At 66.6% G+C, this 12,423-nt stretch carries 12 protein-coding genes; 6 read left to right on the top strand and 6 right to left on the bottom strand.

Annotated features, from left to right (window positions below; genetic code table 11):
• Positions 1-2 precede the first annotated feature (2 nt).
• Positions 3-452: a peroxiredoxin gene (locus tag P0Y33_RS13655; RefSeq protein WP_279527945.1), complete on the top strand. Its 450-nt coding sequence runs from the start codon at positions 3-5 to the stop codon at positions 450-452.
• On the opposite strand, the gene P0Y33_RS13650 is transcribed toward P0Y33_RS13655, so the two are convergent.
• Positions 411-902: a hypothetical protein gene (locus P0Y33_RS13650; protein ID WP_279527944.1), complete on the bottom strand. Its 492-nt coding sequence runs from the start codon at positions 900-902 to the stop codon at positions 411-413. The genes P0Y33_RS13655 and P0Y33_RS13650 overlap by 42 nt on opposite strands.
• Before the next feature lie 111 nt (positions 903-1,013).
• On the opposite strand from P0Y33_RS13650, the gene leuS reads away from it, so the two are divergent.
• Positions 1,014-3,860: a leucine--tRNA ligase gene (gene leuS, locus P0Y33_RS13645; RefSeq protein WP_279527943.1), complete on the top strand. Its 2,847-nt coding sequence runs from the start codon at positions 1,014-1,016 to the stop codon at positions 3,858-3,860.
• Positions 3,861-3,900: 40 nt separating this feature from the next.
• Here the strand turns inward: leuS and P0Y33_RS13640 are convergent, their stop codons facing one another.
• Complete coding sequence (locus P0Y33_RS13640; RefSeq protein WP_279527942.1) at positions 3,901-5,136, bottom strand: sodium:calcium antiporter; 1,236 nt, start codon at positions 5,134-5,136, stop codon at positions 3,901-3,903.
• A 120-nt stretch (positions 5,137-5,256) separates the two neighbouring features.
• On the opposite strand from P0Y33_RS13640, the gene P0Y33_RS13635 reads away from it, so the two are divergent.
• The gene (locus tag P0Y33_RS13635; RefSeq protein ID WP_279527941.1) at positions 5,257-5,475 is read left to right on the top strand and encodes a DUF7535 family protein; all 219 of its coding nucleotides are present in this window, start codon (positions 5,257-5,259) and stop codon (positions 5,473-5,475) included.
• Positions 5,476-5,492: 17 nt separating this feature from the next.
• Here the strand turns inward: P0Y33_RS13635 and P0Y33_RS13630 are convergent, their stop codons facing one another.
• The 3 genes from P0Y33_RS13630 to thsA form a co-directional block, all read right to left on the bottom strand.
• Entirely contained in the window at positions 5,493-6,479 is a 987-nt protein-coding gene (locus P0Y33_RS13630) for an ornithine cyclodeaminase family protein (protein WP_279530123.1), read from the bottom strand.
• Between the two features lie 54 nt (positions 6,480-6,533).
• Complete coding sequence (locus P0Y33_RS13625; RefSeq protein WP_279527940.1) at positions 6,534-7,445, bottom strand: hypothetical protein; 912 nt, start codon at positions 7,443-7,445, stop codon at positions 6,534-6,536.
• Between the two features lie 321 nt (positions 7,446-7,766).
• Complete coding sequence (gene thsA, locus P0Y33_RS13620) at positions 7,767-9,455, bottom strand: thermosome subunit alpha (protein WP_328518012.1); 1,689 nt, start codon at positions 9,453-9,455, stop codon at positions 7,767-7,769.
• 163 nt (positions 9,456-9,618) lie between these two features.
• On the opposite strand from thsA, the gene P0Y33_RS13615 reads away from it, so the two are divergent.
• A complete protein-coding gene (locus P0Y33_RS13615) occupies positions 9,619-9,975 on the top strand; it encodes a hypothetical protein (protein ID WP_279527939.1) in 357 nt (118 codons plus the stop codon).
• 9 nt (positions 9,976-9,984) lie between these two features.
• On the opposite strand, the gene P0Y33_RS13610 is transcribed toward P0Y33_RS13615, so the two are convergent.
• A complete protein-coding gene (locus P0Y33_RS13610) occupies positions 9,985-10,539 on the bottom strand; it encodes a KH domain-containing protein (protein ID WP_279527938.1) in 555 nt (184 codons plus the stop codon).
• Between the two features lie 128 nt (positions 10,540-10,667).
• Between P0Y33_RS13610 and P0Y33_RS13605 the strand changes: the two genes are divergently transcribed.
• Together P0Y33_RS13605 and P0Y33_RS13600 are read left to right on the top strand one after the other, a co-directional pair.
• Positions 10,668-11,375, top strand: coding sequence for a helix-turn-helix domain-containing protein (locus P0Y33_RS13605; protein ID WP_279527937.1), 708 nt, complete (start codon positions 10,668-10,670; stop codon positions 11,373-11,375).
• Between the two features lie 76 nt (positions 11,376-11,451).
• Complete coding sequence (locus tag P0Y33_RS13600; protein WP_279530121.1) at positions 11,452-12,291, top strand: proline dehydrogenase family protein; 840 nt, start codon at positions 11,452-11,454, stop codon at positions 12,289-12,291.
• The last annotated feature ends 132 nt before the right edge of the window (positions 12,292-12,423 follow it).

Genomic DNA, 12,423 nt, shown 5'->3' with positions numbered 1-12,423 from the left:
TCATGCTCGACGAAGGCGACGACGCACCCGAGATCACGGCGGCGAATCAGGACGGCGAGACGGTGACCCTCGACTTCTCCGAACCGACGGTCCTCTACTTCTACCCGCGCGACGACACACCTGGCTGTACGGTCGAAGCCCAGCAGTTCGACGAGGAGTTAGAGACCTACTACGACGCCGGCGTCGAGGTGTTCGGCGTCTCGACCGACGACGTCGAGAGCCACGAGGAGTTCTGCTCGAAGTACGACCTCGACTTCGACCTGCTCGCCGACACCGAGGGGGACGTGGCCGCCGCGTTCGGCGTCGACACGTCGGGCGGGGCGGCAGACCGCGTCACGTTCGTCCTCGACGACGGCGAAGTGAAGGAGGTCTACCGCGGCGTCAAGCCCGACGGGCACGCCCGCGAGGTGCTACAGGACCTCCTCGACGAGGGTATCGTCACCGTCGAGTAGCGAGGCGATCTCGTCGGCGACGGTCGCGACTTCCGCACGCCATCCGTCGGGCCGTTCTCCCCCTCGTTTGGGCGGAGTGAACCCGAGGTCGACGGCGCGGTAGGCGAAGCCGTCGAGGGCCTCCGTGCCGAGTTCGCCGACGAACTCCGCGTTCCTCCGTTTCGAGGAGACCCCACCGCTCGTCAGGTCGTAGTAGCCCGAGAAGACCTGTACGAGCAGGAGTGGTGCGTCGAAGTCTCCCTCGGACGCGTAGCGGGCGAGTTTCACTGGGTTGTTCGAGGGGTCCGCCCGGCGCATCTCCACCTCCACGAAGACGTGTGGCACGTCCGGAGAGGCAACGTCGACCGGTGTCCGCCGGACCGGGTACTCGGTCTCCCACGACCGCGACGGCAGGCGCTCGGCGAGGGCGTCCCGGAAGGTTTCCTGTACGTCGTCCGCGAACTTCCCCACGAGCTCGGCGAACGCAGCTCGGCGGCAAGAAGCCACCGGTCGCCGCGACTCGACGGCCGGGACAGTCAGTATGGGAGGGCTTTTGAGACGCGACTTTGAAGAACTATCTACATGAGCTACGAGCCACGGGAAATCGAACGGAAGTGGCAGGACCGCTGGGAGGACGGCGGTCGCTACGAGGTCGACCCCGAGGAGGGCGACGAGGAGGCCACCTTCGTCACGGTCCCCTACCCCTACCCGAGCGGCGGCATGCACATCGGCCACGCCCGCACCTACACGGTCCCGGACGTGTGGGCACGCTACCGACGGCTCCAGGGCGACAACGTCCTCTTCCCCATCGCCTGGCACGTCACCGGAACGCCCATCATCGGCGCGGTCAATCGCCTCCAGAAAGGCGAAGAAGAGCAGTTGAGCGTCCTACGGGACACGTACAACGTCCCCGAGGACGAACTCGAAGACCTGGAGACGCCGATGGGCTTCGCCCGCTACTTCATCGAGAATCACTATAAGCGGAACATGAAGTCTCTCGGCCTCTCCATCGACTGGCGCCGGGAGTTCACCACGAACGACGAGCGCTACTCGAAGTTCGTCACCTGGCAGTACCAGACGCTCAAGGAACGCGACCGCCTGGAGAAGGGCCTCCACCCGGTCAAGTACTGCACCGACGAGGAGAACCCGGTCACGACCCACGACATCCTCGAAGGCGAGGAGGCCGAGTTCCAGGAGTACACCCTCGTGAAGTTCCGGAAGGGCGAGACGTTCGTCCCGATGGCGACCCTCCGCCCCGAGACGGTCCGGGGCGTCACGAACGCCTACGTCGACCCCGAGGCCGAGTACGTCGAGGCCGAGGTCGACGGCGAGAAGTGGCTGATTTCCCACGACGCCGTCCAGAAGCTCCAACTGCAGGAACGCGACGTCGAGATTCTCGACCGCTTCCTCGGTGAGGCGCTCGTCGGCGAACGCGTCGAGAACCCCGTCACCGGCGAGGACGTCCTCGTCCTCCCCGCGAACTTCGTCGACCCCGACAACGCGACCGGCGTCGTCATGTCCGTTCCGGCCCACTCGCCGGACGACTGGATTGCCCTCCAGGAGGCCAAGGAGAACGACGACCTGATGCGCGAGTACGGCGTCGACCCCGCCGAGGTCGACGAGATCGAGCCGAAGGCCATCATCGACGTCGAGGGCTACGGCGTCTTCCCCGCCCGCGACGCCGTCGAGGAGTACGGAATCGAGTCCAGCGACGACCCCGCCCTCGAAGAGGCCACCCAGGACGTCTACAACCGCGAGTTCCACGCTGGGCAACTCAAGGACATGTACGACGAGTTCGCCGGCGAAGTCGTCGAGGACGTCCGCGAGGAACTGAAGGAGTACTTCCAGTCGCAGGGCGAGTTCGACTCGATGTACGAGTTCTCCGAGGAGGTCGTCTGTCGCTGTGGCGGCGACGTCGAAGTCGCCAAGCAGGACACCTGGTTCCTCACCTACAACGACGAGGGCTGGAAGGAGATGGCCCACGAGGCCGTCTCCCAGATGGACACCATCCCCGAGAACACCCGCGGCCAGTTCGACCACACCATCGACTGGCTCAACGAGTGGCCCTGCATCCGCAACTACGGGCTGGGCACCCGCCTGCCGTGGGACGAGGACTTCGTCATCGAACCGCTCTCGGACTCGACCATCTACATGTCCTACTACACCATCGCCCACCGGTTGGAGGACGTTCCCCCCGAGGAACTCACCCGGGAGTTCTTCGACGCGCTGTTCTACGGCGCCGACGCGGTGGAGGACGAAGCGCCCGAGAAGGCGCTCGAACTCCGCGAGGAGTGGGACTACTGGTACCCGGTCGACTACCGCTGTTCGGCGAACGACCTCATCAGTAACCACCTCTCCTTCTACATCTTCCACCACACCGAGTTGTTCGACCAGCCCCAGTGGCCCCAGGGGGTCACCATCATGGGGATGGGTCTGCTCGAAGGCGAGAAGATGTCCTCCTCGAAGGGCCACGTCGTCCTCCCGCGGGAGGCCATCGAGCGCTACGGCGCCGACACCGTCCGCTTCTTCCTGCTCAACTCCGCCGAACCGTGGCAGGACTACGACTGGCGCGCCGAGGAGGTCGAGACGACGAGCAACCAACTCGAACGCTTCTGGAACCGCGCCCAAGAGATCCTCGACGCCGGCGCACCGGACGAACGGCCCGACTTGAAGCGCATCGACCGCTGGCTCCTCTCGAAACTCCAGACGACGATCCGGGACGTCACCCAGTCGATGGACAACTTCGAGACGCGCGCGGCCACCCAGGAGGCGTTCTACCGCTTCGAGGAGGACCTGCGCTGGTACCGCAAGCGCACTGACCTCGACCGACCGGGCGCCCGCTGGACCCGCCAGGAAGTCCTCCGGACGCGCCTGCGCCTGCTCGCGCCCGTCGTCCCGTTCCTCACCAACGAACTCCACGAGGAACTGGAGGGCGTCCCCGTCGAGGAGGCCGCGTGGCCCGAACCCGACCCCGAACTGGAGAGCACGCGCGTCGAGGTCGAAGAGCGCCTCGTCGACTCGCTGACCGACGACGTCCGCGACATCATCGACGTTACCGAGACCGAACCCGAGACCATCCGCGTGTTCACCGCCGCCGACTGGAAGTACGACGTCTTCGAGACGGTCGCCGAGACCGGCCCGGACGTCGGCGCGGTCATGGGAAAGGTCATGCAACAGGAGGAACTCCGCGAGAAGGGCGACGTCGTGAACCAACTCGTCCAGGACCTCGTCGCCGACGTGCGTGAGCGCGACGACGAGGAACTCGCGGTCCTCGAAGACGTCGACGAGACCGACGTCTACGAGGCGGCCGCAGGCTTCCTCGCCCGCGCGTTCGACGCCGACGTCGAGGTCGTCTCCGAGGACGAGACGGACGCGGAGAAGGCGAGTCAGGCCCAGCCGTTCCGCCCGGCCATCCTGCTCGAAGAATAGCGTCGTCCGCGCCCCTCGGATTTTCTCCTCTTCTCCCCGCTCAGAGCCGCTCGCGAGCCGACGCCACCAGTCCGGGCAGGTGGTGGCGACGCTTCACGAGGAGCGCCGCCGCGAGGACGAGGTAGAGCACCGAGTAGGCGAGCAGGCCCTCGTAGGTGCGGAACACCGGGTGGAACTGCGCGAGGAAGAGCGCGAGGAGCGCGAGCGCTTCGCGGCCGCTCATCTTCAGGTTCGTCAGGAGAGAGACGGCGAAGAGACTCTGGGCCGCGGTGAGCCACACCTCACCCATCTGCCGACGACTGAACCGGAGGGCGTCGTAGTAGCCCAGCGAAATCGTGTAGACGACGACGAGCGTCCCGATGAGCAGCGTCCACTGGTTCAGTTTCGAGGAGACGAGCGCGTTGAATGCCGACGACGACCGTGCCTTGTTCACGAGGTAGAGACAGGCGATGAACTCCGGGCTCTCGCTCGCGAGCGGCGCGACCCACTGGATCATCAGGAAGGGGTCGATACCCACGGCCAGCCCCAGTGCCTCCAGCCCGTAGGCGAAGGGTTTGACCGCGAGCAGGATGACGGCGGCGGAGAAGGCGAACAACGCGAGGATGGCGACGCGTCGCGGCACCGTCGGGAACGACTGGAGGTAGGCCGGCACACCGGCGGTCGGGTGCTCGCCACCCTCACTCCGGAGGAGAATCGCGACGTAGGTTGCGTAGAGACCGACGAGAACGACGGCGTCGACGGCGTCGATACCACCGAACGGGACGAACACGGCGTAGGCGGTCGCCGCGAAGAGGAAGACGATTTCGAGCGAGAGGTCCCGGTCGAGGACGAGCGTGTCCGCGAGGAACCCCGCCCGCTGTTCGACGGCCTCCGTCCCGCGATAGATGGCGAAGAGGGCGATACCGGACCAACCGAGACCGATGAGGATGCGGTTCGCGCCGGTCATGTTCGCGACGGCGAGGTCGGCGGCGCGGAGCGACGCTGGGGACCCGGGCGCTACACCCGCCTCCCACGCGTAGAGCGCGTCGACGGCGTACTCCGGCGCGACGGCGATGATCGCGAGGACGGCGATGGCGAACTCACGGGGGACGTCCTTCTCCGCGGTCTCGGCACCCCACGTCAGGAGGAACGCCGCACCGAGGACCGCGACGCCGCTGACAGCGACGGTCACCGCGGGGCCGAGCGAGACGCCGAGCGCGCGGACCGCGAGCCACGGGAGCGTGAGCGCGACCGCCCCTGCGACGGCGGAGCGCGGGTGCCGGACTCTGAGGACCATCTATCCGGGGCGATGACCGGACCGGTGTTAAAGGTTGGAGGCGGGTGGAACGGTAGTGAGTGTCTACCGGAATCGCCCGATGCCGACGACTTTTTGCACGCGTTCGGGCTACCTCCGCGTATGTCCCACCCCGAGACGAAGACGGACTGGGTGCTGTCGCTCCTGTTCCGCCCGAAGAGCGTGAGCGAGGCGTTCATGTCGCTTGTCGGTATCACCATCGCGCTCGGCGTCGCCGTGCTCCTCTTCCCGCTGCTCCCGCTGTTCGTCCTGCTGTGGGCGCTCCAGAAGGTTCGCGGGGAGCCACCGGAGACCGACGGGGAAGTCGCCCACGCGGCGTAGACGGGGAGAACGCCCCGTTACACGCCGAGCAGGTCGAAGCCGGTCCCGATGTCGTGTTGTTTCGCGTGTTCGTAGACGACGTGGGCGGCGGCGACGTCCTGGATGGCGAGACCCGTCGAGTCGAAGACGGTCACGCCGTCGTCGGCCGTCCGACCCTCCTTCTTGTCGGTGACGATCTGGCCGATCTCGCCGTAGATGTCGTCGTCGGTGAGGGTCCCCTCGGCGTAGGGGACGTTGATCTCGCCCGAGTGGGTACACTGCTCGTGGTCGTCGATGACGATTTTGGCGGCGAGGAGGAGGTCGTCCGCGAGTTCGTGTTTGCCGGCGGCGTCGGCGCCCATCGCGTTGATGTGGGTGTGGTCGCCGACGTCTTCGGCCTGGACGATGGGGCTCTCGACGGGCGTGACCGTCGAGAGGACGTCACAGTGGCCCGCCTCGGAGATGGGACCGGCGCGGACGTCGAAGTCGTCCCCGAAGTGCTCGATGAAGCGGGCGACGCGTTCCTCTTCGAGGTCGGAGACGACGACCTCCTCGATGTCCCGGATCTTCGAGATGGCTTCCAGTTGGGTGTAGGACTGGACGCCGGCGCCGACGATACCCATCGAGGAGGCGTCCTCGACGGCGAGGTAGTTCGTCGCGACGGCGGCGGCCGCGCCCGTCCGCTTCATCGTGAGTTGGCCGCCGTCCATGATCGAGAGCGGGTAGGCGTTCTCCGGGTCGGAGTAGATCATCGTCCCGAGGACCGTCGGGAGGTCGTAGCGGTCGGGGTTGTCCGGGTGGACGTTCACCCACTTGACGCCCGCGGCGTCCCACTCGCCCGCGTCGAGGTAGGCCGGCATCGACCGGAAGTCGCCGTTGTACTGCGGCAGGTCGACGTACGACTTCGCGGGCATCTGGGCGTCACCGCGCTCGTAGGCGGTGAACGCGTCCTCGACGGCCGAGACGAGTTCGGCCATCGGAGTGTTCTGCTCGACGTCGTCTTTGTCCAACAGCAGGGTCTCCATGGCCGCAAATTTTGCGTCATCCACCTTTACTCCCACCCTTTCGTCGCCGCCGGTTCACGCCGATGTCGTCGTCCCCGAGTCGACGGCGACCGTCCACTCGGCGTCGCGAGGGACCGACCGGAAGGCGAGACGGACCTCGTCGGCCGCCCACTCGTCGCGGGGTTCGACGCCGAGCGACGTCGAAACTCGCTCGCCAGCGGACACGCGTACGCGAGACTGGTGCGGGATGTAGTTCGGTCCCTGCTCGTTCAGCGCGGCGTGGAAGGTGGCCGGGCCGCCGTGGTTCGCCACCGTCCACGACACCTCGACCGTCTCGCGCGGGCCGACCGACGAGGGAACGTCGAACGAGCGAACCTCGAAGTCGGGCGCGGGCGCGCGTAGCGACGCGACGGTCTCGTCGGGGAGCGGCCACTGGAGTTGCCCCTCGGTCTCGCCGCCGAACTGAACCGAGAGCGACGGCGAGGCGTCGGCGGGAAGCGACGACGGGAGGAGGAAGGCGAGCCACCCGCCCCCGGCGTCGGTCGGGTAGTTCTTCCCGTAGGCCGCCTCGTCGGGGAAGATTCGGTACGGCGCGGCGACGCCGAGGCGCGTCGTCGCGGTGGCAGTCTCACCACCCGCGTCGAGCGAGAAGTCGTCGAGGTCCGGCGTCGGGCCGTCGGCGTCGGCGACGACGCGCACCCGGACGAAACACGCCTGTCGGTCGTCGAACCCGGAGACACCTAGCTGGTCGGCCGACGTGAGGTGGAGGGTGGCGTGCTGGTCCCAGGCCGCCTCGGGGCGGACGCTCGTCCCGTCGACCTCGCCCGCTTCGCCCCAGGGCAGGCGCGTCGGGACGTGTATCACGTCCCGAGTCGTGGTCCGGGTCGTGGTGCTCGTACTGGCCGTCGAGTCCACCCCGGAACAGCCAGCGGCCGAAACGACGACGCTACTTCCGAGGGCGGCGAGGTACGCACGACGGGAGGGCATACGCGGCGGTTCTCGGCGAACCGGTAAGTGCTTTGTCGGGAATCCATTTCTCGGTCGTCGGCTGCGTTTCTCAGTTATCGTCGACGTTGCCGAGATATGGGCGAGATTGTGGAGCAATCGGGGACGTTGCCGAGATATGGACGACGTTCGTGAGATATGGACCCGATAACTGAGAGACGGAGCCGTCGCTGGTCGGTCGCGGTGTCGAAAGAAAGCGTGTGGTCGGAGCGCGATGCGTGAAGTGGCGGAGCGGTGGGCCGGGTACGGTGTGGGTGGCGTTACGCGGCCGACGTGGGTCGAGGTTCGGTGCTCGAACCTCGCTTACATCATGCCGCCCATGCCGCCGCCCATACCGCCCATGCCGCCGCCCATACCGCCGCCCATGCCGCCAGGGCCGCCGGCGGGCTCTTCGTCTTCCTCACCGACCTTGCCGCCGGAGAGGTCACCGGCAGCGATGACGTCGTCGATGCGGAGGATCATGACGGCCGCCTCGGTGGCGGACTCGATAGCTTGGGTCTTCACGCGGAGCGGTTCGACGACGCCCTCCTCCTCCATGTCGATGATGTCGCCCGTGTAGGCGTCGAGACCGGCGCCGGTGTTGCCGGCGTCGTGCTGACTGCGGAGGTCGACGAGGGAGTCGATGGGGTCGTGACCCGCGTTCTCGGCGAGGGTGCGCGGCCCGACTTCGAGGGCGTCGGCGAACGCCTCGACGGCGAGCTGCTCGCGGCCGCCGACGGAGTCGGCGAAGTCGCGGAGCTTCAGCGCGAGTTCCGTCTCGGGGGCGCCGCCGCCGGGGAGGACCTTGCCGTCCTCGAGGGTGACACGGACCACGCCGAGGGAGTCCTCGATGGCGCGCTCGACCTCGTCGACGACGTGCTCGGTGCCGCCGCGGAGGATGAGCGTGACGGACTTGGCTTCCTCGACGTCCTCGACGAAGATGCGCTCGTCGCCGCCGATGTCCTTCTGGGCGACGGAGCCGGCGTCACCGAGGTCGTCGGCGGTGACGTCCGTGGCGTTCGTGACCGGCGTCGCGCCCGTCGCGCGGGCGAGACGCTTCATGTCGGAGTTCTTCACGCGGCGGACGGCGAGGATGCCCTCCTGCGCGAGGTAGTGCTGGGCCATGTCGTCGATGCCGCCGTCGACGAAGACGACGTTGGCGCCAGCGTCCTTGAGCGCGTCGACCATCTCGCGGAGCTGCTCCTCTTCCTGGTCGAGGAACTGCTGGAGCTGGTCGGGGTCGGTGACGTTGACCTCGGTGTCGATCTCGGTCTCGGCGACTTCGAGACCGCCGTCGACGAGCGCGACCTTCGCGTCCTCGACGCCGAAGGGCATGTTGTCGGAGACGCGCTCCTTGTCGACGATGACGCCCTCGACGAGTTCGGAGTTCTCGATGGCGCCGCCGGTGACCTTCTCGACCTTGATGTCGTCGGTGTCGACCTGACCGTCCTCGGCGACGGACTGGACGCCCTTGACGACGAGCTCGGAGAGCACGTCCTTCGCGTTCTCGGCGCCCTTGCCGGTCATCGCCGTGCCGGCGATGTCCTCGAGGTACTCGGTGTCCTCGGGGGAGACCTCGATGGCGATCTCCTCGAGGAACTCCTTGGCCTTCTCGGCGGCCTGGCGGTACCCCTGTGCGAGCGTCGTCGCGTGGATCTCCTGTTCGAGGAGGTCCTCGGCCTCGGAGAGGAGTTCACCCGTGACGATGACCGCGGACGTGGTGCCGTCGCCGACCTCGTTCTCCTGGGTCTCGGCCACCTCCACGATCATGTTCGCGGCGGGGTGCTCGATGTCCATCTCCTTGAGGATGGTCACGCCGTCGTTCGTGACGACGACGTTGCCCGTGTCGTCCACGAGCATCTTGTCCATCCCCTTCGGACCGAGCGTCGTGCGCACGGCCTCGGCGACGGCCTTGCCGGCCGTGATGTTCATCGACTGCGCGTCTTTTCCGGATGTCCGCTGGGATTCGTCCGAGAGGACGATCAGCGGCTGGTTGCCCATCTGCTGCGCCATGTTCGGGCAAAGATTGAATGTGCTTCTATATAAAAGTTGTGTGACGGGCAAGAACCACTCGCCCAGCGCGCGTCAACAGCCCGTGTGAACGAGTGCCACAGAATGCTTTAAGTAGTAGCGTTCGGCCCGAACGCACTTCCAGCGTGCGACGGACGTCCTCGACGTGTCCCGTGACTACGAGGGGAAGGGACCGCTCCTCCTCGCCGTCGTCGTCGGTACCGTCGCGCTGGTCGCGATACTCGGAGTGTCGACGTGGCCGTCCAGCGTCCCCATCGAACTCGTACCGGGCATCGTCGCGCTCCTCACGGCCACGCTACTCCTGTGGAAGCAGTTCCGAGGGACACTCACGACCGTACAGGCGTACGTTCTCGGTACTGTCGCGTTCCTCACGAGCGGACTCTTCACGATCGTCGGCGGCGAGGGATCCGCGGGCGCAGCACTCGCTGGCGCTTCCATCCTCCTCACGAGTTGGCACTGGGCGGAAAACCGGGACGAATCGAGCGAGACGGACGAAGAGTGAGAGAGCGCGTCAGCCCGAGAAATCGTGATACTCGAGACCCTTGTTCTTCAGTTCCTCGGCGCGCTTGCGTTCGAGGAACGAGTAGACGGAGCCGTGGGGGGCGCCGTCGAGGAGCATCTCGGCGGCCGAGCGGGCGATCTCCACCTGCTTGGGGTCGCCGACGATACCGAACGTCGAGCCGTAGATGACGACGTCGGCGCCAGTCAGTTCCTCGACGAGTTCGCGCGTCCGGCCGTTCTCGCCGATGAGACGGCCCTTCTTGCGGCGGAGGTCGTTGTCGTTGCGGGCGGCGCGGTCGATGTCGACGAGGTCGAACATCCGCATGTCGTCGTCGAGCAGCGAGAGCGCGACGTCGGGGTCGAACCCGCGGCCGATGGCACGGACGATGTCCGGGCCCTTCATCCCGCGGAGGGGGTCGCCGGTCTTCTCGACGGCGACGGCTCCGTTCTCGGAGTCGACGTCGAGACGGACCTCGGCCTCCCGCTCGATGCGGCGGAGGGTCTCACCACCCTCGCCGATGAGGACACCGATCCGGTCCTGCGGGATTTTCACGTGTTGCGTCATTATACGCATCAGTACGGGATTGTCCCGTAAAAGGCTTCTTTCGACGGTACACCATACCACGGTGCGCGAGCGGGTAGACAGCACGCTTATCCCCGCAGACGCCCACTTCGACAACGAGGGAGAGTAGCATGGGCACCACAGAGGGAGGGGTACGACTGACGCTCGACATCTGGCACCCGGACTGCTGGGGCATCCAGGCGACCGAGGCGACCGACGCCGGCCTCCTGGTCCACCGCGAGCACCGGACGACCGACGAGACGGTGAAGAGCCACTGCACCGTCTTCGGCGAGTCGAACGAACAGGTCGACGCGTTCATCGAACACGTCGACGCGTCGCAGTTGACACACGTCGTCACGGAAGCCGAGAGTCGACGCGGGAGTAGCCACGTCTGGGGAGCGCCCGGAAACACCTCGCGTGAACTGTTCGTCGAGTTCGAACCGTGTTACAGCATCGGCGACGCACTGGTGACGGCCGGGTTCATCAACGAGGCCCCGGTCCGCGTCGTCGACGGCGAGGAACACTGGCCGGTGTTCGTCGAGGACGACCGCGCGGGCATCACCGAACGCCTCGACCGCGTCGGCGAGCGACTCGACGCCGACATCTCGGTCCGCCGCATCACCGAGAGCGACCAACTCGGCGGCACCGTCTCGAACCGACGCCAGCGACTCACCACCCGCCAACGCGAGGTGTTCGACCTCGCCTGCGAACGCAACTACTACGCGTGGCCACGCGAGGTCACGACCCGCGAACTCGCGGAGGAACTCGACATCTCCAAGACGACGATGCTCGAACACCTCCGGAAGGCCGAGGCGAAACTGCTCGCCCGCGACGACTGACTTTCTTTCCCACGATTCCGAGTGAATCGTTCGGTAGGTGGTCCACTTAGGCGGGAAACTCTCCATCCCTCGAACGATGATCCCGCCCATCGCGAACAACTTCGTCGCCGGCGAGTCCGCCGACGGCGCGCTCGACCACGTCGCCGACCGCAACGCCCGCGGGGTCGGCGGAATCGTCAACCTCCTCGGGGAACACTACGACGAGCGCCCGCCGGCCGACGCGGACGCCGACGTCTACTGCGACCTGGTCGAGAAGATCGACGCGCGTGGTCTCGACGCCTCGGTCTCGGTGAAGCCCTCGCAGATCGGCATCGACCTGGGCGACGGCGTCTTCGAGGACAACCTCGAACGCATCGTCGACGCCGGGAAGGACCACGAGGTGTTCGTCTGGGTCGACATGGAGGACCACACGACGACCGACGTCACCCTCGACGCCGTCGTCGAGAACGCCCGACGCTACCCGAACGGCGTCGGCGTCGCCATCCAGGCGAACCTCCGGCGCACAGAGGGCGACCTCCGACGACTCGCGAGCGAACCGGTCCACGTCCGTCTCGTGAAGGGCGCCTACGACGAACCCGCCGAAGTCGCCTACACCGACAAGGCCGACGTGAACGCGGCCTACAAGGACGACCTCGAACTGCTCTTCCGCGAGTTCGACGACGGCGTCGCGGTCGGGAGCCACGACCCCGAGATGATCGACTACGCGACCGACCTCTACGAGGAGTACGGGACCCCCTTCGAGATCCAGATGCTGATGGGCGTCCGCGACGAGGCACAGGAGGAACTCGCCGCCGAGGGCTACGAGGTGAACCAGTACGTCCCCTACGGCGGGAAGTGGTTCCTCTACTTCTGGCGACGCATCCGCGAGCGCAAGCAGAACGCGCTGTTCGCGTTACGGGCGGTCCTCGGCGTCTGAGGCGGTCCTCGGCGTCGCGTCGCAGCGGTTCGCCGCGCACCGAGAGTGTACCGTGTAGTTTTAGATATTTGTCCAATTATACCCCATATCCAAACCACACGAACAATAATTCAAAGGATTTATGCACATATA

It is taken from the genome of Halospeciosus flavus (assembly GCF_029814175.1).
In the GTDB taxonomy this organism is placed as follows: Archaea; Halobacteriota; Halobacteria; order Halobacteriales; family Halobacteriaceae; genus Halospeciosus; species Halospeciosus flavus.
This window is presented reverse-complemented; position numbering and strand designations above follow the sequence as displayed.